The organism is Mesorhizobium sp. CA5 (assembly GCF_020165105.1).
Classification (GTDB): domain Bacteria; phylum Pseudomonadota; class Alphaproteobacteria; order Rhizobiales; family Rhizobiaceae; genus Mesorhizobium.
The window spans coordinates 76,703-96,960 of sequence record NZ_JAIUHJ010000003.1; the positions used below are offsets into that span (position 1 = coordinate 76,703).

21 protein-coding genes are annotated in these 20,258 nt (G+C 63.4%); 10 read left to right on the forward strand and 11 right to left on the reverse strand.

All coding sequences use genetic code 11. The features are described 5' to 3' along the window. The first annotated feature begins 112 nt into the window (after positions 1-112). The 5 genes from urtB (at position 113) to LB529_RS05235 (ending at position 4,913) form a co-directional block, all read left to right on the forward strand. Positions 113-1,729 (forward strand): urea ABC transporter permease subunit UrtB, encoded by a 1,617-nt coding sequence (gene urtB, locus LB529_RS05215; protein WP_224710448.1) that lies wholly within the window; start codon positions 113-115, stop codon positions 1,727-1,729. Next, positions 1,726-2,952 carry an urea ABC transporter permease subunit UrtC gene (gene urtC, locus LB529_RS05220; protein ID WP_224710449.1) on the forward strand — a complete coding sequence of 409 codons (1,227 nt, stop codon included), beginning with the start codon at positions 1,726-1,728 and terminating at the stop codon, positions 2,950-2,952. Before urtB ends, urtC begins: the two co-directional genes overlap by 4 nt. 6 nt (positions 2,953-2,958) lie before the next feature. After that, positions 2,959-3,705, forward strand: coding sequence for an urea ABC transporter ATP-binding protein UrtD (gene urtD, locus LB529_RS05225; protein WP_224710450.1), 747 nt, complete (start codon positions 2,959-2,961; stop codon positions 3,703-3,705). A gap of 70 nt (positions 3,706-3,775) precedes the next feature. Beyond that, a complete protein-coding gene (gene urtE, locus LB529_RS05230) occupies positions 3,776-4,471 on the forward strand; it encodes an urea ABC transporter ATP-binding subunit UrtE (RefSeq protein ID WP_224710451.1) in 696 nt (231 codons plus the stop codon). A gap of 265 nt (positions 4,472-4,736) precedes the next feature. After that, positions 4,737-4,913, forward strand: coding sequence for a hypothetical protein (locus LB529_RS05235; protein WP_095765283.1), 177 nt, complete (start codon positions 4,737-4,739; stop codon positions 4,911-4,913). A gap of 23 nt (positions 4,914-4,936) precedes the next feature. Here LB529_RS05235 and LB529_RS05240 read toward each other — a convergent pair whose 3' ends face one another. From LB529_RS05240 to LB529_RS05280, 9 genes are all read right to left on the reverse strand, one after another. Next, the gene (locus tag LB529_RS05240; protein ID WP_224710452.1) at positions 4,937-6,082 is read right to left on the reverse strand and encodes a GGDEF domain-containing protein; all 1,146 of its coding nucleotides are present in this window, start codon (positions 6,080-6,082) and stop codon (positions 4,937-4,939) included. Between the two features lie 113 nt (positions 6,083-6,195). After that, positions 6,196-6,453, reverse strand: a complete 258-nt coding sequence (locus tag LB529_RS05245) for a hypothetical protein (protein WP_095765284.1) — start codon at positions 6,451-6,453, stop codon at positions 6,196-6,198. Positions 6,454-6,594: 141 nt separating this feature from the next. After that, complete coding sequence (locus LB529_RS05250) at positions 6,595-7,398, reverse strand: DUF72 domain-containing protein (RefSeq protein WP_263497126.1); 804 nt, start codon at positions 7,396-7,398, stop codon at positions 6,595-6,597. Positions 7,399-7,424: 26 nt separating this feature from the next. Beyond that, positions 7,425-7,889, reverse strand: coding sequence for a GNAT family N-acetyltransferase (locus LB529_RS05255; protein ID WP_224601288.1), 465 nt, complete (start codon positions 7,887-7,889; stop codon positions 7,425-7,427). 28 nt (positions 7,890-7,917) lie between these two features. Further along, positions 7,918-10,839: an excinuclease ABC subunit UvrA gene (gene uvrA / locus LB529_RS05260; RefSeq protein ID WP_095765286.1), complete on the reverse strand. Its 2,922-nt coding sequence runs from the start codon at positions 10,837-10,839 to the stop codon at positions 7,918-7,920. A gap of 799 nt (positions 10,840-11,638) precedes the next feature. Further along, positions 11,639-11,917, reverse strand: coding sequence for a hypothetical protein (locus LB529_RS05265; protein WP_224710453.1), 279 nt, complete (start codon positions 11,915-11,917; stop codon positions 11,639-11,641). A 75-nt stretch (positions 11,918-11,992) separates the two neighbouring features. Further along, positions 11,993-12,595: an ATP-dependent Clp protease proteolytic subunit gene (locus LB529_RS05270; RefSeq protein ID WP_095765288.1), complete on the reverse strand. Its 603-nt coding sequence runs from the start codon at positions 12,593-12,595 to the stop codon at positions 11,993-11,995. A 27-nt stretch (positions 12,596-12,622) separates the two neighbouring features. Further along, positions 12,623-13,099 (reverse strand): SRPBCC family protein, encoded by a 477-nt coding sequence (locus LB529_RS05275; RefSeq protein WP_224710454.1) that lies wholly within the window; start codon positions 13,097-13,099, stop codon positions 12,623-12,625. Then, entirely contained in the window at positions 13,096-13,410 is a 315-nt protein-coding gene (locus LB529_RS05280) for an ArsR/SmtB family transcription factor (RefSeq protein ID WP_224602448.1), read from the reverse strand. Before LB529_RS05280 ends, LB529_RS05275 begins: the two co-directional genes overlap by 4 nt. A 236-nt stretch (positions 13,411-13,646) precedes the next feature. Here LB529_RS05280 and LB529_RS05285 point away from each other — a divergent pair, with 236 nt between their 5' ends. The 3 genes from LB529_RS05285 to LB529_RS05295 are packed head-to-tail and all read left to right on the forward strand — an operon-like array spanning position 13,647 to position 15,040. Continuing rightward, positions 13,647-14,159, forward strand: a complete 513-nt coding sequence (locus tag LB529_RS05285; protein WP_224710455.1) for a single-stranded DNA-binding protein — start codon at positions 13,647-13,649, stop codon at positions 14,157-14,159. A 34-nt stretch (positions 14,160-14,193) separates the two neighbouring features. Next, the gene (locus tag LB529_RS05290) at positions 14,194-14,592 is read left to right on the forward strand and encodes a DUF2306 domain-containing protein (RefSeq protein WP_224710456.1); all 399 of its coding nucleotides are present in this window, start codon (positions 14,194-14,196) and stop codon (positions 14,590-14,592) included. A 22-nt stretch (positions 14,593-14,614) separates the two neighbouring features. After that, the gene (locus LB529_RS05295) at positions 14,615-15,040 is read left to right on the forward strand and encodes an OsmC family protein (protein WP_140841187.1); all 426 of its coding nucleotides are present in this window, start codon (positions 14,615-14,617) and stop codon (positions 15,038-15,040) included. 22 nt (positions 15,041-15,062) lie between these two features. On the opposite strand, the gene LB529_RS05300 is transcribed toward LB529_RS05295, so the two are convergent. Then, positions 15,063-15,692 (reverse strand): MarC family protein, encoded by a 630-nt coding sequence (locus tag LB529_RS05300; protein WP_140546758.1) that lies wholly within the window; start codon positions 15,690-15,692, stop codon positions 15,063-15,065. Positions 15,693-15,840: 148 nt separating this feature from the next. Continuing rightward, positions 15,841-16,374 carry a hypothetical protein gene (locus LB529_RS05305; RefSeq protein WP_224710457.1) on the reverse strand — a complete coding sequence of 178 codons (534 nt, stop codon included), beginning with the start codon at positions 16,372-16,374 and terminating at the stop codon, positions 15,841-15,843. An 85-nt stretch (positions 16,375-16,459) separates the two neighbouring features. On the opposite strand from LB529_RS05305, the gene LB529_RS05310 reads away from it, so the two are divergent. Continuing rightward, positions 16,460-17,290, forward strand: a complete 831-nt coding sequence (locus tag LB529_RS05310; RefSeq protein WP_224710458.1) for an AraC family transcriptional regulator — start codon at positions 16,460-16,462, stop codon at positions 17,288-17,290. Positions 17,291-17,453: 163 nt separating this feature from the next. Beyond that, entirely contained in the window at positions 17,454-20,240 is a 2,787-nt protein-coding gene (gyrA, locus tag LB529_RS05315) for a DNA gyrase subunit A (RefSeq protein WP_224528955.1), read from the forward strand. The last annotated feature ends 18 nt before the right edge of the window (positions 20,241-20,258 follow it).

A 20,258-nucleotide genomic window follows, 5' to 3' on the forward strand; every position in this document is an offset into this window, starting at 1 on the left:
GTTCCTGACCCGCCCGGGCAAGATCCCTGAAACCTAGTTTTGCGCAATTCCGGACGGAAAACCGCTTCACACTTTTCCTGGAATTGCTTGAGAAAGCTGCTTGAAAACGACGATGCTGCTGCTGCGCGCAATCGGTCTGATGTTGCTGCTGACGATGGCTGGACTGACGCCGTCGAAGGCGGCTGAGGCCGACCTTCGCGCATCGATCGGCAAATTCGCAGCTGCAACCGGCTTCTCGGCTACCGAGGCCGTCGTGCGCGAGCTTGCCGCGAGCGGCGATCCCGCCGTCGAGCGGCCGCTTTCGGCGCTGGCCGACGGCAATCTCTACATCCGCAAGGCCGATTCCCAGGTTTTTGTCGGCAAGGAGAGCGGCGACAGCATCGAGCTGCTCGATCCGCTGAGCGGCGAGAACGCCGCCGAAGCGGCCAAGGCCGACCTCACCAAGATCAAGGTCAATAACGGGCTGCGTCGTGTCATCCGCGACGCGCTGGGCACGCTGACCTTGCGCGCCAAGGACGCAAGCGTGCGTCTTGCCGCGGCAATGACGATGTTCAAGACGCCCGATGCGGCGAACATCGGGCCGCTGGATGCCGCAATCGCCGCCGAAATCGATCCCGGCGTCAAGGCCCTGTTCGAGCAGGCGCGCGCGGCATCGGTTCTGGTTTCCGACAAGCCCGAAGCCGATAAGCTCGCGGCGATCTCGGTCGTCGCCGCTCGCGGCGACCGCGACGCGCTCTCGCTGCTCACCTCAGTTGAGGCGAACGCCCAGGGCGCGGTCAAGGAGGCGGCAGCCGCCGCGATCGGCAAGATCAACTCCAAGCTGGTTTTGTGGGATGCGGGCCAGAACATCTGGTACGGCATTTCGCTGGGATCGGTGCTGCTGCTTGCGGCGATCGGGCTTGCCATCACCTTCGGCGTCATGGGCGTCATCAACATGGCGCATGGCGAGATGGTGATGCTCGGCGCCTACACCACCTTCGTCGTCCAGCAAGTTATCCGCACCTCGTTTCCGGGCCTGTTCGACTGGTCGCTGGTGATCGCGCTGCCGCTCGCCTTCCTTGTCGCGGGGCTGGTCGGCCTTGCAATCGAACGCGGCATCATCCGCCTCCTCTATGGCCGCCCGCTGGAAACGCTTCTGGCCACCTGGGGCGTCTCGCTGGTCCTGCAGCAGGCGGTGCGCACCATCTTCGGGCCGACCAACCAGGAGGTCGGCAATCCGTCCTGGATGTCGGGTTCGTTCGATGTCGGCCAGCTGGCCATCACCTGGAACCGGCTGTGGATCCTGGTGTTCGCGCTCGCCGTGTTCGGTGTGCTGCTCTACGTCATGAAGCGCACGCCCTGGGGGCTGCAGATGCGCGCCGTCACCGCCAACCGCCGCATGGCCGCCTCGATGGGCATCAGGACGCCTTGGGTCGACGCGCTGACCTTTGCGTTGGGCTCGGGCATCGCCGGGATCGCGGGCGTGGCGCTCAGCCAGATCGACAATGTCTCGCCCAATCTCGGCCGCGGCTACATCATCGACAGTTTCATGGTCGTGGTCTTCGGCGGCGTCGGCAATCTGTGGGGGACGCTGGTCGGCGCCTTCTCGCTCGGCATCATCAACAAGTTCCTCGAGCCCTATGCCGGCGCGGTGCTCGGCAAGATCGTCGTTCTGGTGCTGATCATCCTGTTCATCCAGAAGCGCCCGCGCGGCCTGTTCGCGCTGAAGGGCAGGGCGGTGGAAGCATGATCACGCAACGCTTCTTCGGCGCCGATCGCCGCATCGGAATTGCCATCTTCGTCCTGCTGGCCGCCGCCATCATCGTGCCCCTGCTCGACCTGGCGGTCTCGCCGCAAAGCGCCTTCTACATCCCGCCTTACATCGTGGCGCTGATTGGCAAATATCTCTGCTACGCGCTGCTGGCGCTGGCGCTCGACCTGGTCTGGGGCTATTGCGGCATCCTTTCGCTCGGCCACGGCGCCTTCTTCGCGCTTGGCGGCTATGCGATGGGCATGTATCTGATGCGCCAGATCGGCTCGCGCGGCGTCTACGGCAATCCCATCCTGCCGGACTTCATGGTGTTCCTGAACTACAAGCAGTTGCCCTGGTTCTGGTACGGCTTCGATCATTTCTGGTTCGCGGCGCTCATGGTGCTGGCCGTGCCCGGCCTGCTCGCCTTCGTCTTCGGCTGGTTCGCCTTCCGCAGCCGCGTCACCGGCGTCTATCTTTCGATCATCACCCAGGCGATGACCTATGCGCTGCTGCTCGCCTTCTTCCGCAACGACATGGGCTTCGGCGGCAACAACGGCCTGACCGATTTCAAGGATATACTCGGCTTCAGCGTCCAGGCCGACGCCACGCGCTCGGCCCTGTTTGCGGCCAGCGCCGTTACGCTGGCGCTCGCCGTTTTCGTTACCGCCGCGATCGTGCGCTCAAAATACGGCAAGCTCCTGATGGCGGTGCGCGACGCCGAAAGCCGCACCCGTTTCCTCGGCTGGCGGGCGGAGAACGTCAAGCTGTTCGCCTTCACGATCTCGGCTATCATGGCCGGAATCGCCGGCGCGCTTTACGTGCCGCAGGTCGGCATCATCAATCCCGGCGAATTCGAGCCGCCCAACTCGATCGAGGTGGTGATCTGGACTGCTGTCGGCGGGCGCGGCACCATTGTCGGCCCGATCGTCGGCGCGCTGCTGGTCAACGCCGGCAAGTCCTGGTTCACCGGCGTGCTGCCGGAATTCTGGCTGTTCGCCCTGGGCGGCCTGTTCGTCGCCGTCACGCTGCTTTTGCCCAAAGGCATCGTCGGCATGTGGGATGCCTGGCGCAGTCAGGCCAAGGCGCTGCGGTCAGCTTCGCTTGCGGCGGAAGCCGGCTTCGATCCCGAGGAGCCGCCGCAGCTGAAGATCATGCGCTCGGCGGCGACGACGCCCGGCGCCTGGTCTGCCACCGGCGCCGAGCCGCAGCCGGCGGAGTGAACGATCATGAGCAAGTCGAACACCATCCTTTATCTCGACGGCGTCTCGGTTTCCTTCGACGGCTTTCGCGCTATCAACAAGCTGTCGCTGGTGCTCGACAAGGGCGAAATGCGCGCGATCATCGGGCCCAACGGCGCCGGCAAGACAACGATGATGGACATCGTCACCGGCAAGACGCGGCCGGACGAGGGCGAGGTGTTCTTCGACGGTGAGGTGGATCTCACCCGCCACGACGAAGCCGAGATCGCCATGATGGGCATCGGGCGCAAGTTCCAGAAGCCGACGGTCTTCGAGAGCCACAGCGTCGAGGACAATCTCATGCTGGCGCTAAAAGGGCCGCGCTCGATCTTTCCCGCGCTGTTCCATCGCCGTTCGGCGGCCGAGTCGCGGCGCATCGACGACATCCTCGGCATCATCCGTCTCGGCGACAAGCGCGGCGAGCTCGCCGCCAATCTCAGCCATGGCCAGAAGCAGTGGCTGGAGATCGGGATGCTCCTGGCGCAGGACCCAAAGCTTTTGCTCGTCGATGAGCCGGTCGCCGGCATGACCGATGCCGAGACCGAGGAGACCGCGCGTCTGCTCAAGGACATCGCCCGCGACCATTCGGTGATCGTCGTCGAGCACGACATGCATTTCGTGCGCGAGCTCGGCGTCAAGGTCACCTGCCTGCACGAGGGCTCGGTGCTGTCGGAAGGCACGCTCGATTTCGTTTCGGCCGACGAGCGCGTCGTCGAAGTCTATCTGGGGCGGTGAGCATGGTCTGGCGGGTTCCCTTCCACCGTTTCGATTTCACTTTCCTGAAGCACTGGAGAAGGGGCTGATCATGCTCGAGGTCTCCAATGCCACCCTGCATTACGGCGCCGCCCAGGCGCTGCGCGGCGTTTCGCTAAAGGCGGGTGCCGGCAAGATCACTTGCGTGCTCGGCCGCAACGGCGTCGGCAAAACCAGTTTGATGAGATCGATCGTTGGCCATCACCGGCTGACGAGCGGAAGCGTTGCCTTCGAGGGGAAGGCGCTCGACCGGAGCGCGGCGTATGATCGCGCCCGGTCGGGCATCGCATTCGTGCCGCAGGGCAGGGAAGTCTTTCCGCTGCTCACGGTGCGCGAAAATCTGGAGTCCGGCTTCGCGCCGCTGCGGCGATCCGACCGCAACATTCCGGCCTATGTCTTCGAGCTGTTTCCGGTTTTGAAGCAGATGCTCGGCCGCCGCGGCGGTGATCTCTCCGGCGGCCAGCAGCAGCAACTTGCCATTGGGCGAGCGCTGGTGATGCGACCCAAGCTCCTGGTGCTCGACGAGCCGACCGAAGGCATCCAGCCCTCCATCATCAAGGATATCGGCCGCGCCATCCGCTATCTGCGCGACCAGGCGGGGATCGCCGTGCTTCTGGTCGAGCAGTATCTCGACTTCTGCCGGGAACTTGCCGACGAGGTCAACATCATGGATCGCGGCCAGATCGTGCATACCGGCCCCGCCGAAGACCTGGACCAGGCGGATGTGCGGAAGTTTCTGACAGTCTAGAATCGTTTGCTCGACTTCGGTCGACATCGCGAGGCGGCAGCAACCCCAGTATTTCTCTCCGCTGGCCAGGCAGAGCTCTGGCGCGTTGAATACCGCATGCTAGTCTTTTCTTGGCCCTGGTGAGTCGGCCGCTTTCCGTATCAGTTGCGAATGAGGGGGAAGGCGCGGACTCCGTCCGCAAGTTCCACGCAAGCCAATCCACCTAGCTTTCCCCGCAGTGATTGTCGGTCAATGCGTCCAAAAAGAATTTTGCCAGGGGACGGCGATGGAACGTTTTGTCGAGGACTACCAAAAGCGGCGCCTCACCGAGCGCGTCGACATCATGACCGCGATCAACATCCTGATGTCGCAAGGCTATGACGAAGATCATCTCCTGGATGAGATCACCAAGGTTTTCTACGTCGATCTCGACGCCTTCAACGAAGTAATCTCACACCATTGAGAGTTTGCACGCGGCGGTAAAACTCAGCCGGCGCGGCGAAAATCCAGGACGCGGTTGCGGCCGCCGCGCTTGGCGGCATAGAGCGCCTTGTCGGCGGCGCTGAGCACCTTGTCGAAGCTCATGCCATCCCTGCTGCCAAATGCGAAGCCCGCGCTGACCGTGCAGCGCAGCGGTCCGGTCTCGGTCTCGACCGTGCGCGCGGCGAACGCGGCCCGGACGCGTTCGGCCGTCGCCTCGGCTGTCTCGGGCAAAGTCCGCTTCAACACCATGGCAAATTCCTCGCCACCCATGCGGGCGACGGAGTCGTTCGGGCGCAGGTCGGCGGAAAGCACTTGGGCAAAGACCTTGAGCACCTCGTCGCCGGCGGCGTGGCCGAATTGGTCGTTGATCGCCTTGAAGCCGTCGAGGTCGAACACCACCACCGCCGTGAAAGCGCTGACGGGCGTCTTGCCGTGCAGGTCGAACAACGCGCGGCGGTTGAGCAGCCCCGTCAGCACGTCGGTCTCTGCCTCATGCTTGTGGTGGCGCGCGAGCCGCCCCTGGTTGAGCGCCAGCGACAGCGCGCCGATGCCGGTCATCGAGGCGATGACGATGACCAAGCTCAGATCCTCCGCCCAGTTGCTCGGCGCGTGGCCGAGGATGAGCTTGCCGTCCCAAGCCAGCACGGCCGCGCAAAGCACGAAGGAAACAGCGGTCAATGAATAGAGCAGCGCCACGCCCACGAGTTGCGCCGGTGCCTCTTCGCGACCCTTCCAATATTCATGCGCGGTGCCGAATAGGAGCAGCGCGGCAAGGAAATTCTCAAGCATGAAGCCCAGACCGTCATAGCCGAGCGCCATTGGCGGTAACGCCAGCGCCAAAGAGATGGCAGTGCCAAGCGTGATGCGCGGCAGCGGCGAGCGGCCGGTCCGGAACTGGTGGGCGGCGCCCAACATCACCGAGAAGCCGAACAGCAGCAGCCCCAGCGCCAGGATGCCGAGGACTGTTCCGGGCGCATCGATATAGGCGTCATAGACAAAAACCTCCGCCACCACCACCAGCACGCTGGTCGCCCATGTCAGCAGGAATCTGTCGGAACGGGCGGTCAGCCACGTCCCGAACAGGGTGAGGCTGAGGCAGGCTGCGGAGAAGCCGACGGCCAGAAGCAATGAGTTGTAGTCGAGCAGCATGCACCCGTCCTTGCCGCCGCCGGGCTTCCGCAACCTGACGTAGGTCCATTAGTGCAGCAAGGAAGTATCGATTACGTTACGATAGGCAGTGAAGATGCCATAATTCCGCGGCGTCAGAGGACCGCCACCAACAACAGCAGGATGATGCCGACTCCCATCATCAGCAGACCCGGCCAGTTCTGCGACAGGCCGAGGAAACCGAGGCCGCGCCGGCGTGGCTCAAGCGTCGGGCCAGGCGTTGTAAGATTTGGCACCGGGCGATCCGAGGCTGCAGCTGCCGGATCGCTAAGTTTCCCGCGCCTGAGGACCGCGCCGGCCATGTACACGATACCGGCGACGATGAGCAATGCCCCGATGAGGATGACAGCCATATCACCTCGCTTTCTTCGGGCTCTCCCGATGCCGGAGCCCGGGCCATTGTTCCGCGACGCTCAACCGCTATGGAAACCCGCTCCCGGCGAGAAAGGCAAAACGGTCGAGATGCCCCGTAAGTTCCGGCGGAGCTCGCCCCTTCAATCGGTCATCCGCTTCATCAGTGCCATGGCGCCGAACGGCGCGCGCACCTTGCCCTCGGTGATGAAGTAGACGAACACGTCGCGCGGCTTGACCGGCGCATCGGTCTTGGGATCGGCGCGCGGCAGGTCGGCGGGCTGCTTGCCTTGCGCCCAGGTCTTCACCCGTCCCGCCCATTCGTCGAGGCCTTTCGGCGTGTAGCAATCGGGGTTGTCGTCGCTGCCGGTCTGCAGCCGCGCATAGACGAAGTCGCCGGTTACATCGGCGATCGCCGGATATTTTGCGTGGTCGGCATAGACGATCGCGGCGTTGTATTTTCGGGCGAGCGCTGGAAACTCCGGCACGACGAAGCTGTCGTGGCGCACCTCCAGCGCGTGACGCAGAGGCACACCGTCCTGCTTCTCGGGCAGCAGCTTCAGGAAGGCTTCGAAATCGTCCGCGTCGAATTTCTTGGTCGGCGCGAACTGCCACAGAATCGGGCCGAGCTTCTCGCCGAGCGCGGCAACGCCGGAGCCCAGGAAGCGCATCATCGATTCGCCGGCCTCGCCGAGCACCCTCCGGTTGGTGACGAAGCGGTTGCCTTTGAGCGAGAAGACGAAACCCTCCGGCGCTTCGTTGGCCCACTTGGCGAAAGTCGGTTCCTTGAAGCTGGAATAATAAGTGCCGTTGACCTCGATGGTCGGGACCTGCCGGCTGGCGTAGTGGAGTTGCTTGGCCTTGGCGAGCTTGTCCGGGTAGAAGGAGGTGTCCCAAGGCTCGAAAGTCCAGCCGCCCATGCCGGAGCGGATTTTTCCTTGGCTCATTATCGTCCTCCTCTGTTCAAATGTGATCAGGCGGCTCGGTCGACCGACTTCATCATGTCGACCAGGGTCCATCCTGGCCGGTGTGGGTTGGCGCGGCGACCCGTTTCCCGATAGCCGTAGGCGGAATAGAGCGCGATGTTCCGCTCCATCCGCGAATTGGTGTAAAGCCGCACCTCCGGCACGGCCCACAACCGCGCCTGCTCGTCGGCGAAGTTGAGCAGTTTGATGCCGAGTTTTTTACCTTGGAAGGCCGGCGCGACGGCGACGCTGAAGATCATGGCGTGGTCGGGATGCCGTTCGAGGACGATCAGCCCGGCCAGTCCTCCGTCCTCTTCGAGCAGCCAGACCTCGCCGCGCTCGATGCGCGGCGCGTAGTCTTCCGTCACCGGAATCGGCGGGGCGCCGAACAGAGCGGTGTAGGACGCATAGGCAGCCGTCGTCACCGCGGCAACGGCCGGAAGATCACCGGAAAGCGCTCTTCTAATTGTCATTCAAGCGCCCTTCCGACGAAATGCGCGCTCACTCCGCCGCTTCGCGTTTGCCTCCGGGGCGCCGCTCCAGCAGCTCCTTGAGGAACTGGCCTGTGTAGCTGCGCTTCTCGCGCACGATCGCTTCCGGCGTGCCGGACGCCACCAGCTCGCCGCCGCCGTCGCCGCCTTCGGGGCCGAGGTCCAGCACCCAGTCGGCGGTCTTGATCACTTCGAGATTGTGCTCGATCACCACCACCGTGTTGCCCTGGTCGACCAGCTCGTGCAGCACTTCGAGCAGCTTGGCGACGTCGTGGAAATGCAGGCCGGTGGTCGGCTCGTCGAGGATGTAGAGCGTCTTGCCGGTCGCCTTGCGCGACAATTCCTTGGCAAGCTTGATGCGCTGCGCCTCGCCGCCCGAGAGCGTCGTCGCCTGCTGGCCAATATGGATATAGCCGAGGCCGACCTGCTTCAGCGTCTCCAGCTTGTCGCGTACACCGGGCACCGCCGAGAAGAAGTCGACGCCTTCCTCGACCGTCATGTCGAGCACGTCGGCGATCGACTTGCCCTTGAACAGCACGTCGAGCGTCTCGCGGTTGTAGCGCTTGCCGTGGCAGACGTCGCAGGTAACATAGACATCGGGCAGGAAGTGCATCTCGATCTTGATGACGCCGTCGCCCTGGCAGGCCTCGCAGCGGCCGCCCTTGACGTTGAAGGAGAAGCGGCCCGGCTGATAGCCGCGCGCCTTGGCTTCGGGGAGGCCGGCGAACCAGTCGCGGATCGGCGTGAAGGCGCCGGTATAAGTCGCGGGGTTGGAGCGCGGCGTGCGGCCGATCGGCGACTGGTCGATGTCGATGACCTTGTCGAGGAATTCCAGGCCCTCGATGCGGTCGTGCTCGGCCGGATGCTCGCGCGAGCCCATGATGCGGCGCGAGGCCGCCTTGAACAGCGTCTCGATCAGGAAGGTCGATTTGCCGCCGCCGGACACGCCGGTGACCGCGGTGAAGGTGCCAAGCGGGATTTCCGCCGTCACATTCTTCAGATTGTTGCCGCGCGCGCCGACCACCTTGATGCGCCGGTTCTTCTTCGCCTCGCGCCGCACTGCGGGCGTTGCCACTTCGAGCTCGCCCGACAAATATTTGCCGGTGATCGAGGCAGGTGTGGCCATGATCTGCTGCGGCGTGCCTTGCGCGATGATCTGGCCGCCATGGATGCCGGCCGCCGGGCCGATGTCGACGACATAGTCGGCATGCAGGATGGCGTCCTCGTCATGCTCGACGACGATCACCGTGTTGCCGATGTCGCGCAGGTGCTTGAGCGTATCGAGCAGGCGCGCATTGTCGCGCTGATGCAAGCCGATCGACGGCTCGTCCAGCACATAGAGCACGCCGGTGAGGCCGGAGCCGATCTGCGAAGCGAGCCGGATGCGCTGGCTCTCGCCGCCCGACAGCGTGCCGGAATTGCGCGACAAGGTCAGATAGTCGAGGCCGACATCGTTGAGGAAGCGCAGCCGCTCGCGGATTTCCTTCAGCACGCGGACCGCGATCTCGTTCTGCTTGTCGTTCAACTGCGCCGGCAGGTCGGTGAACCACTGGTCGGCCTTGCGGATCGACATCTCCGTGACTTCACCGATATGCTTGCCGCCGATCTTCACCGCCAGCGCTTCCGGCTTCAGGCGGTAGCCGTTGCAGGCGGGGCAGGGGGTGGCCGACATGAAGCGCTCGATCTCCTCGCGCATCCAGGCGGATTCAGTTTCCTTCCAGCGCCGGTCGAGATTGGGGATGACGCCCTCGAAGGTCTTGGTCGTCTTGTAGGAGCGCAGGCCGTCATCATACTGGAAGGTGATCTCGCGCTCGCCCGTGCCGCGCAACACGGCTTCTTTGGCCTCGGCGCTCAAATCCTTGAACTTGTCGCCGAGCTTGAAACCATAGACCTTGCCCAGCGCTTCCAGCGTCTGCGCGTAATAGGGCGAGGTCGATTTCGCCCACGGGCTGATGGCGCCGTCGCGCAGCGACACGTTCTCGTCCGGCACGACGAGGTTGGGATCGATGGCGCGCTGGCTGCCGAGGCCGTCGCAGGTCGGGCAGGCGCCGAACGGGTTGTTGAAGGAGAACAGCCTGGGCTCGATCTCCGGAATGGTGAAGCCAGACACCGGGCAGGCGAATTTCTCCGAGAACAGGATGCGCTCATGCGTCTCGTTTTTCGACTTGTTGACCGAATCCTCGCCGGTCTGGCTGGCGTCGAGCGGCTTGTCGGCGAATTCGGCCACGGCAAGACCTTCGGCAAGCTTCAGCGCGGTCTCGATCGAGTCCGCGAGCCGCGTGGCCAGGTCGCCGCGCACGACGATGCGGTCGACGACGACGTCGATGTCGTGCTTGTATTTCTTGTCGAGCGCCGGCACGTCGGCGATCTCGTAGAAGACGCCGTCGACCTTGACGCGCTGGAAGCCCTTCTTCTGCAGTTCCAGCAGTTCCTTGCGGTACTCGCCCTTGCGGCCGCGCACGATCGGCGCCAGCAGGAACAGGCGCGTGCCCTCGTCCAGCGCCAGCACGCGGTCGACCATCTGCGAAACCGTCTGGCTTTCGATCGGCAGGCCGGTGGCCGGCGAATAGGGGATGCCGACACGCGCGAACAGCAGGCGCATGTAGTCGTAGATTTCCGTGACGGTGCCGACGGTCGAGCGCGGGTTGCGCGAGGTGGTCTTCTGCTCGATCGAGATGGCGGGCGACAGGCCGTCGATCTGGTCGACGTCCGGCTTCTGCATCATCTCGAGGAACTGGCGGGCATAGGCCGACAGGCTTTCGACATAGCGGCGCTGGCCCTCGGCATAGATGGTGTCGAAGGCAAGCGACGACTTGCCGGATCCCGACAATCCGGTCATGACGATCAGGCTGTCGCGCGGCAGGTCGAGATCGACGTTCTTGAGATTGTGTTCGCGCGCCCCGCGAATGGAAAGGTATTTATGGTCGGCCATCGCCGGTCGCCGCCTCAGATCTGGAATTTGCTGGATTGGCGGGATTGTCCCGGCCATCCCCTATGTAGGTATTTTCACCGCCACGTCGAGAGACGCCACAATCTCGACGGGACAAGCCGATCATGGGTTTAACCGTCTTTCGCGCGACCGGGCAAGCGGAAAGAACAAAGGTCGAACACGCTCCTGACAAAGCGTTGTGGAAACAATCGCTCAAACGTTGTGAGAACAATCGCCCACGCGTTGTGGAAACAATCGCGGCCGAGATACCGCGCCGTTGGGTGTGTCGAAGCACTCGACTTACCTGCACGTAACCTCCAGGCGATCACATTTTTTGGTAACCGACTATTCAACGGTTGACGTCCCGGGCCCAGGGGAGCAGTCTCAAACGCGTCAACGAAGCCGGCCGTCTATCGATGGCCTCGCCGCCCAATAGGCGGTCTGCGAGACGCCGCAGGCGACAGCGATTTGCGCTTCGAACGACATTGTCGCAACGGACCCAGGAGCGGAGCATGACGCCACCGGACAGTCCCTTGAGGCTCCACACTGAGATGGAGCCGCGGCGGGCATAAGTGCCAGGGCAGACTTGAAACGCCGGCCCGACAAACCGTGACTTGCCGATTCTTAACAATTAGAGACGATAGTCGGATCGTCGGCTGAACGCCGCGTTGCATCCGAAACAGAACGCCGGCAGTCCACTCCCGGCTAAAATTGGATTATCAGATCCATGAAAGCCCCGTCCACCTGCGGAAGCAGTGGCGGGGCTTACATTTTGTGGTGTTCGCGTTTGACCCGCTCGCGATCAATGGTTCGGGATCCGAGCGCCGCCCGTGGCCATATCGATCGTTATGCTGCCACCGATCCTGACATCGGTGTCGCCGATCTTGAAGGAACCGTCGCTGCCGGCCGGTAGCGCGTCTGGTTCCGGCTGCGGCGCCGGCTTGGCGATGTGGTAGTCGCCGCTGACGCCAGGCAGTTTCTGCGCCGAATTGTCGTCGGCAAGGGCGGCGCCGGCCACCAGCGCGCCGGCAAGCGCGGCGAAGGCAACGCACAAGTGCCTGGATTGGAACGGATCGATCATGCGCGGACTATAGGGACGCGGCTAGGGCAATGCCAGACGCGCGACGATCAATTTGCCGCGCGCCTGCCCGCAACGTCAGGCCGCTTTCTTGCGCGTGTCGTAGACGTGGTCGACAAGGCCCCAAGTCTTGGCTTCCGCGGCGCTCATGAAGTAATCGCGATCGAGCGTGCGCTCGACCTCCTCGTAGGTCCGGCCGCAATGCTTGGCGTAGAGCTCGGTCATATGCTGCTTGGTACGCACGATGTCCTCGGCATGGCGCTGGATGTCTGAGGCCTGGCCCTGAAAGCCGCCCAGCGGCTGATGCAGCACGATCCTTGTGTTGGGCAGCGCGATCCGCCGCCCCGGCGCGCCGGCCATCAGCAGGAAGGAGCCCATCGAGGCGGCAAAGCCCATGCAGACCGTCGACACCGGGCAGGAGATGTACTGCATCGTGTCGTAGATGGCGAAGCCGCTGGTCACCATGCCGCCCGGCGAGTTGATGTAAAGCGAGATCTCCTTGTCGGGGTGGTCCGATTCCAGCGACAGGAGCTGTGCGCAGACCAGCGCCGAGACGTTGTCGTTGATCTCGCCATTGATAAAGACGATGCGCTCGCGCAGCAGCCGCGAAAAGATATCGAAGGAACGCTCGCCGCGGCTCGATTGCTCGATGACCATCGGCACCAGATTGGCAATGCTCATGACGGGTTTCCTCGGTCCTCTTTTTGATCAGGCCGCGCGCAGCATCATGCAGGGCGCATTGGCGGCGGTCGGGTTCTTGCGCGCGTCGAGCGAAAGCCCGCAGCTGGCGCCGGCAATGGCGAGGACAGATTCCGCCACCGGCACGAAGCCGTCATGGACGATGCTGAGATGCGTGCCGCCTGAGGCGGTGCGCGCCAGCGTGAAGGTGACGATGCTGTCGAAGGCCGGAAACCGGTCGCGGTCGTTCGCCTCGGGCCGCTGATGCCAGGAATAGCGCAGCAGCTTGCCGGGCTCGGCCTCGATCACCTCGCATTCGATCGATTCATCCGGTCCGGCAAAGGCAAAGCGGGCGCCGGCTTGCGCCTTCATGTCGTTCGGCATCATCCAGGCCGCCAGCAGTTCCGGCTCGGTCAATGCCCGCCAGACTTTTTCCGGCGGCTCGGGAAGCTCGCATTCGAAGTTGAGCGCCGCGTCGGTCGCCGTCGGCTTCTCTGCTTTGGTCATTGGTCCATTCCCTTCAGAACCGTCTTCAACTTCTCGATGCGTTCCGGCCAGAAGGCGCGGTAGCGTTCGATCCAGCCGAGCAGCGGGTCGAGCCCCTGCGGATCGGCGCGGTAATAGGCGTTACGGCCGGCACGCCGCTCGACCACCAGGCCGGCGCCGCGCAGCACGGCAAGGTGCTGCGAGACCGCCGGCTGCGACACGCTCATGCCGGCGCGCAGCTCGCTCACGCTCATCTCGCCAGCGGCCAGCCGCTCGTAAACTGCGCGTCGCGTCGGGTCGGCCAGAGCGCGGAAAATCTCTGCTTCGATCATGGCAGAAGCATAAGTCGATACTTATCGATTTGGCAAGCTTCTATTTGATCGCCATATCAGAATGCACGTCCACTCCTGCCTTTGCTGACATTCCTTGACAGAAAGTGCAGCTATGACTAGAACGAAAAGAGAACAAAAACCTTGTGGGAAAAGCCAGCCTTTTGCGGGCGGCGACGACCCGCAGGCTATAAGGTGAGCGACTTGAAATTTGTTTCGGATGAGCGCGGAGAAGTAAGATGGCGGGTAGCGTCAACAAGGTCATTCTGGTCGGCAATCTCGGAGCGGATCCTGAAATCCGCCGCCTGAATTCCGGTGATCCGGTCGTCAACATTCGCATCGCCACGTCGGAAAGCTGGCGCGACAAGAACTCGGGCGAGCGCAAGGAAAAGACCGAGTGGCATAACGTCGTCATTTTCAACGACCAGCTCGCCAAGGTGGCCGAGCAGTATTTGAAGAAGGGCATGAAGGTCTATGTCGAGGGTCAGCTGCAGACCCGCAAATGGCAGGACCAGACCGGTGCCGACAAATACACCACCGAGGTCGTGCTGCAGAAATTCCGAGGCGAGTTGCAGATGCTCGACGCGCGCGGCGAGGGCGGCGGCCAGGTCGGCAATTATTCCGGCGGCGGCAACAGCCGAGGCTCGGATTTCGGCCAGTCCAGCCCGAATGAAAGCTTCAACCGCGGCGGCAGTGGCGGCTCCAGGGGCGGCGGCTCGTCACGCGAGCTGGACGACGAGATCCCGTTCTAAGCGTCTCGAAACGGCCGTCTGAGGGGAAGGCGTGATGTCGCTCGGACCGCTTCTGTCGGCGTCGCCTCCCATTCCGTGGCATGCATTCGCGGCCTTCGCCGCTTTGGCCATCGGCGGCGCCCAGTTGGCGCTGCCGAAAGGTACTGTGCGTCATCGTGTGCTGGGCTACACCTGCGTGGCGTTGATGCTGGTCATCGCCATATCGAGTTTCTGGATCCAGCAGATCCGGCTCGTCGCTCCGTTCAGCCCGATCCATCTGTTGTCGATCCTGGTGCTGGTCACCATGCCGCTGGCGGCTTGGTATGCGCACTCGCATAAGGTAACAGCGCATCGCGGCGCCATGATCAAGCTCTATCTGTTCGCGCTGGTCGGCGCCGGCATCTTCACGCTGCTGCCCGGCCGGATCATGCATGCCGTCGTGTTCGGCCAGTAAGAATTTCTCAAGGAAGGTCAACGTGAAAGCACGCATCAAATGGGTCGAGGAACGCACCTTCGTCGGCGAGTCCGGCAGCGGCCACAAGGTCGTGCTGGGCACGGCGCACAGGCCGGAAGGCAAGACGCCGGGACCGAGCCCGATGGAACTGGTGCTGATCGGCACCGGCGGCTGCTCGGCCTATGATGTCGTGCACATCCTCGAGAAGGGCCGGGAGGCGGTCGAGGATTGCGTGGTCGAGCTCGACGCCGACCGAGCCGAAGCCGATCCAAAGGTGTTCACCCGCATCCACATGCATTTCATTGTAAAGGGCAGAGCCCTGTCGCACGACAAAGTGAAACGCGCGATCGATCTGTCGATCGAGAAATACTGCTCGGCCAGTGCCATGATGGCAAAGACCGCGACGATCACGCATGATTTCGAGGTGGTCGAGACGGCGGCGAAGTGAGGCAGTAGGCAGTAGGATACCGTTAAGCGGCCATCAGCGCCTTGATGCCGTCCGCCACGAACTGCACGGCAAGCGCCGCGAGGATGACGCCGAGCAGACGGGTCAGGATCGAGCGGCCGGTCTGGCCGAGGATGCGGTCGATGCGCTCGGACAGCACGAAAACCAGAAAGGTGATCACCAGGCAGATCGCTATGATGCCGACCAGCGCCGCCTGTGCGCCAAAACCCTGGAAGGAGCCCGACAGCAGCACGGTTGCCGAGATGGCGCCCGGACCGGCGATCAGCGGGATTGCCAGCGGGAAGGCGGCGATGTTGTGGATCATGTCCTTGGTGATGGCGACGTCGCCGATCTTCTCCTTACGGTCCTGGCGGCGCTCGAACACCATTTCGAAGGCGATGAAGAACAAGAGGAAGCCGCCAGCGACGCGGAAGGCCGGCAGCGTTATGCCGAACACCGACAAGATCGAGGCGCCGGCAATCGCAAACAGCGCCATGACCAGGAAGCCGATCACCGAGGCGCGGACCGAAACCTGCTGGCGCTCGTCACGGTTCATGCCGCGCGTCACGGCAAGGAACAGCGGCGCCAGTCCCGGCGGGTCGATGGTCACCAGGATGGTGACGAAGGCGTTGAACAGGCTGTCGAAACTCGGCATCGCTGGTCCCCTCCCGCCGGGCGAAGCCCAGGTTTTGCAATTGGTAGAGCAAAGCCGTGGCGCTGGAAAGCGGGAAGGAAATGGTGTGCGAAGCTGCGAAAGCAGGCGCGAAGGATCGCTACTTTCAATTCCTTGCGGCTTTCGATCGCTATTGAGGTTCATTTAGGCGACGAGCCAGAAACTCGACCTCCATGCGCCAGGTCGCGCCGCCATCATGCGAGCGCTCGCCGAGCCAGCGAAACGAGTTTTCGGTAATGCGTGAAAAGCTCCAGCGCACAGACGCGCCGGTGCCGTCGGTACCGACCTGGACGATCGTGCCGTCCTCGGCGTGGCCGAGTTGGCGGCTGTAATACTGGTTGCGCGGATCGCTCCAGAAGATGTGCCAGGCGTCGGCGCCCGGATCGTAGACACGCAATGTGGTGCCGTAGAAGGTCCATGCGCCAAGCGAAGTCTGGGCCCCGGTGTTCCGCGCGGGCAAGATCCAGACGTCCTGCACGGCGCGGCCTTCGAGAACCCAGCCGAAATGCACTTCGCCGCGACCCGTGAGCCTTGTGCCATCCTCGGGAATGCGTGTGGCATCGAACGTCCATGCGCCGATGAAGCGGCCATAGAGCTTCAGCTTTTCGGCAAGGTCCGGTTTTGGGCCGTCGCTGTGCAGGGCCTCGGCAAAGGGATCGGTCATTGTTGCTGCCTCGCTTGTCAGGAGAGGGCCAGCAATAGCGGTATGGCAGGGTTCTGCGCTTGGGAAAAATTGCTATCTTTCAGCCATGACGACCGCGCAGAAAACTCTGGCTTCCGGACATGGCTGGCAGGTGTCCGACGTGGTGTGCACGGCCATCGCCGGCGACAAGCCATTCGAGGAAGAGCATTGCAGCTTTTGCGTCGCCGCCGTGACCAGGGGCACGTTCCGCTATCGCACGCGCCAGGGGACGGCGATGCTGGCGCCGGGCGCCATCCTGCTCGGCAATCCCGGCGCCTGCTATGAATGCGGGCATGAGCACGGCGCCGGCGACCGCTGCCTCTCCTTCCATTTTTCGCCGGCCTATCTGGAGCGCGTCCTGGCCGACCTGCCGGATGTGAAACGGCTCGGCTTTACCCATCCACGCCTGCCGCCCTTGCCGGCGCTGGCGCCTCTGCTGGCCGAGGCGGAGGCGGCACGGGAAGCGGGCGACGGCGACGCATTCGAGGAACTGAGCCTGCGCATGGCCGGGGCGGTCGCCACGGCTGCGGCCGACACTTCCACAGCTGGCCGGGCGCCCAGCCGCCGCGACCAGAAACGCGTTGCCGAGGCGGTGCGGCTGATCGAGCTCAACGCCGATCGACCATTGTCGCTTGCCAAGCTCGCTGCCGGCGTGGCGACAAGCCCGTTTCACTTCCTGCGCACGTTCCGGCAGGTTGCCGGCATGACGCCCTATCAATTCCTGCTGAGGACGAGGCTGCACCGCGCCGCGGTGCGTCTGCGCAGCTCGGGCGCGGCGATCTCGACGATCGCCTTCGATGCCGGCTTTAACGATCTGTCGACCTTCAACCGCCGGTTCCGGCGCGAGATGGGACAAGCTCCCGGCGCGTATCGCGCCAGACGGACCAGAGGGCGCTAACGCCGGCTGAAGCGAAATCGACCTTGGCCATATCGTCGCAATCAGCGATATCCATTTGAAATTGCCATCAAAATTGTCTCTGGAAAAGTCCGGCCGACATTGGAGTTTCGGCGAGGCTTCCTATATAAGCGGTGAGTGATTCCCGACTGGATTGTGACCTGATTTGACCGACCAGAAGACACCGCGCGGGCCGGACGGCGGCCCCACCGGCATCGAGCCGATTTCGATCATCGAGGAGATGCAGCGCTCCTATCTCGATTACGCCATGAGCGTGATCGTCAGCCGTGCGCTGCCCGACGTGCGCGACGGCCTGAAGCCGGTGCATCGCCGCATCCTCTATGCCTCGCATGAGAGCGGCTACCACTGGAACCGCAAATATGTGAAATCGGCCCGCCCGGTCGCCGACGTGATGGGTAAATACCATCCGCATGGCGACGCCTCGATCTATGACGCGCTGGTGCGCATGGCGCAGGACTGGTCGCTGCGCGTGCCGCTGATCGACGGTCAGGGCAATTTCGGCTCGATCGACGGCGATCCGCCGGCGGCGATGCGCTACACCGAGTCCAGGCTCACCAAGGTCGCGCATGAGCTCTTGGAGGACATCGACAAGGAAACCGTCGATTTTCAGGATACTTACGATGCCTCCGGCAGCGAGCCCAAGGTACTGCCGGCCCGTTTCCCGAACCTTCTGGTCAACGGCTCCGGCGGTATCGCCGTCGGCATGGCCACCAACATTCCACCCCACAATCTCGTCGAAGTCTGTAACGGCGCCATCGCTCTTATCGACAATCCGGCGATCGACCTGACGGCGCTGATGGAGATCGTGCCCGGTCCGGATTTCCCAACCGGCGGCATCGTGCTTGGCCGTTCGGGCATCTACAATGCCTATTCGACGGGCCGCGGCTCGATCGTCATGCGCGGCCGCGTCGAGATCGAGCAGCGCGGCAATGACCGCGAATCCATCGTCGTCACCGAGATTCCCTATCAGGTGAACAAGGCCTCGATGATCGAGAAGATGGCCGAGCTGGTGCGCGACAAGCGCATCGAGGGCATTTCCGACATCCGCGACGAGAGCGACCGCCAGGGCTACCGCGTCGTCGTGGAGTTGAAGCGCGACGCCGTAGCCGACGTTGTTCTCAACCAGCTCTACCGTTTCACGCCGCTGCAAACCTCGTTCGGCGCCAATATGGTGGCGCTCAACGGCGGCAAGCCGGAAGTGCTGACGCTGATCGACATGCTGAAGGCCTTTGTCGGCTTCCGCGAGGAAGTCGTCAGCCGTCGCACGAAATATCTGCTGCGCAAGGCGCGCGAGCGGGCGCATGTGTTGGTCGGGCTGGCGATTGCGGTCGCTAATATCGACGAGGTGATCAAGCTGATCCGCACCGCGCCGGATCCGCAGACGGCGCGCGAGCAGTTGATGGAGCGGCGCTGGCCGTCACACGACGTCGCTCCGCTGATCCAGCTGATCGACGATCCGCGCCATCGCATCAACGAGGACGGCACCTATAATCTGTCCGAGGAACAGGCGCGCGCCATTCTTGACCTGCGCCTGCAGCGCCTGACCGCGCTAGGCCGCGACGAGATCGCCGACGAATTGAACCAGATCGGGGCTGAAATCGTCGATTTCCTTGATATTTTGTCATCGCGCGCGCGTATCCAGCAGATCGTCAAGCACGAGCTGGTCGCGGTCCGCGACGAGTTCGGCACACCGCGCCGCACCGAGCTGACCGACGGCGGTTCGGATATGGAAGACGAGGACCTGATCCAGCGCGAGGACATGGTCGTCACCGTCAGCCATTCCGGCTACATCAAGCGCGTGCCGCTTTCACTCTACCGGGCGCAGCGCCGCGGCGGCAAGGGCCGCTCCGGCATGTCGACCAAGGAAGAGGATTTCGTCACCCGCCTGTTCGTCGCCAACACGCACACGCCGGTGCTGTTCTTTTCATCGCGCGGCATCGTCTACAAGGAAAAGGTCTGGCGGCTGCCGATCGGCAACCCGCAATCGCGCGGCAAGGCGCTGATCAACATGCTGCCGCTCGAGCAGGGCGAGCGCATTACGACGATCATGCCGCTGCCGGAGGACGAAACCAGCTGGGGCGAGCTCGATGTGATGTTCGCGACCACGCGCGGCACCGTGCGCCGCAACAAGCTGTCCGACTTCGTCCAGGTCAACCGCAACGGCAAGATCGCCATGAAGCTGGAGGAAGAGGGCGACGAGATCCTCGGCGTCGAGACCTGCACCGACAATGACGATGTGCTTCTGACCGCGAATTCCGGCCAGTGCATCCGTTTCCGGGTCTCCGATGTGCGGGTGTTCCAGAGCCGCAATTCCGTCGGCGTGCGCGGCATAACCATGGCCGAGACCGACCGCATCATTTCGATGTCCATCATCGAGAACGTCGATGCGTCGCCCGCAGAGCGCGCGGCCTATCTGAAGCGCGCCGCGGCGGAGCGCAGGCTTGCCGCCGGCGGAGCCGGCGAGGAAGAGGAGATCGCGCTCACCAATGAGGAAATCGGCGAGGAAGCCGAGCTTTCCGAGGAGCGCTACGAGTTCCTCAAGGCGCATGAGAAGCTTGTGCTCACGGTGACCGAATATGGCTACGGCAAGCGCTCGTCGTCCTATGATTTCCGGCTGACGGGCCGCGGCGGCAAAGGTATCCGCGCCACCGATGTGTCGAAGGTAGCCGAGATCGGCCGGCTGGTCGCGACTTTCCCGGTCGGCAATGACGATCAGATCATGCTGGTTTCGGACGGCGGCACGGTCATCCGCGTGCCGGTCAACGGCATACGCTTCGCCAGCCGGGCCACTAAGGGCGTGACGATCTTCAACACGGCCGAAGGCGAGAAGGTTGTATCGGTGGAGCGGATTTCGGAACCGCAGTCGGACGAAGAGGCCGAAGACGTGGCTTCAAGCGAGACCGGCACCGACGACATGGGCGAAGGCGAATAGGTTCAAGCTTCACCGGCC

What these genes read in the sequence shown, in the direction of transcription:
- urtB (WP_224710448.1), top strand. Translation starts at nt 113, where the DNA reads ATGCTGCTGCTGCGCGCAATCGGTCTGATGTTGCTGCTGACGATGGCT.
- urtC (WP_224710449.1), top strand. Translation starts at nt 1,726, where the DNA reads ATGATCACGCAACGCTTCTTCGGCGCCGATCGCCGCATCGGAATTGCC.
- urtD (WP_224710450.1), top strand. Translation starts at nt 2,959, where the DNA reads ATGAGCAAGTCGAACACCATCCTTTATCTCGACGGCGTCTCGGTTTCC.
- urtE (WP_224710451.1), top strand. Translation starts at nt 3,776, where the DNA reads ATGCTCGAGGTCTCCAATGCCACCCTGCATTACGGCGCCGCCCAGGCG.
- LB529_RS05235 (WP_095765283.1), top strand. Translation starts at nt 4,737, where the DNA reads ATGGAACGTTTTGTCGAGGACTACCAAAAGCGGCGCCTCACCGAGCGC.
- LB529_RS05240 (WP_224710452.1), bottom strand. Translation starts at nt 6,082, where the DNA reads ATGCTGCTCGACTACAACTCATTGCTTCTGGCCGTCGGCTTCTCCGCA.
- LB529_RS05245 (WP_095765284.1), bottom strand. Translation starts at nt 6,453, where the DNA reads ATGGCTGTCATCCTCATCGGGGCATTGCTCATCGTCGCCGGTATCGTG.
- LB529_RS05250 (WP_263497126.1), bottom strand. Translation starts at nt 7,398, where the DNA reads ATGAGCCAAGGAAAAATCCGCTCCGGCATGGGCGGCTGGACTTTCGAG.
- LB529_RS05255 (WP_224601288.1), bottom strand. Translation starts at nt 7,889, where the DNA reads ATGACAATTAGAAGAGCGCTTTCCGGTGATCTTCCGGCCGTTGCCGCG.
- uvrA (WP_095765286.1), bottom strand. Translation starts at nt 10,839, where the DNA reads ATGGCCGACCATAAATACCTTTCCATTCGCGGGGCGCGCGAACACAAT.
- LB529_RS05265 (WP_224710453.1), bottom strand. Translation starts at nt 11,917, where the DNA reads ATGATCGATCCGTTCCAATCCAGGCACTTGTGCGTTGCCTTCGCCGCG.
- LB529_RS05270 (WP_095765288.1), bottom strand. Translation starts at nt 12,595, where the DNA reads ATGAGCATTGCCAATCTGGTGCCGATGGTCATCGAGCAATCGAGCCGC.
- LB529_RS05275 (WP_224710454.1), bottom strand. Translation starts at nt 13,099, where the DNA reads ATGACCAAAGCAGAGAAGCCGACGGCGACCGACGCGGCGCTCAACTTC.
- LB529_RS05280 (WP_224602448.1), bottom strand. Translation starts at nt 13,410, where the DNA reads ATGATCGAAGCAGAGATTTTCCGCGCTCTGGCCGACCCGACGCGACGC.
- LB529_RS05285 (WP_224710455.1), top strand. Translation starts at nt 13,647, where the DNA reads ATGGCGGGTAGCGTCAACAAGGTCATTCTGGTCGGCAATCTCGGAGCG.
- LB529_RS05290 (WP_224710456.1), top strand. Translation starts at nt 14,194, where the DNA reads ATGTCGCTCGGACCGCTTCTGTCGGCGTCGCCTCCCATTCCGTGGCAT.
- LB529_RS05300 (WP_140546758.1), bottom strand. Translation starts at nt 15,692, where the DNA reads ATGCCGAGTTTCGACAGCCTGTTCAACGCCTTCGTCACCATCCTGGTG.
- LB529_RS05305 (WP_224710457.1), bottom strand. Translation starts at nt 16,374, where the DNA reads ATGACCGATCCCTTTGCCGAGGCCCTGCACAGCGACGGCCCAAAACCG.
- LB529_RS05310 (WP_224710458.1), top strand. Translation starts at nt 16,460, where the DNA reads ATGACGACCGCGCAGAAAACTCTGGCTTCCGGACATGGCTGGCAGGTG.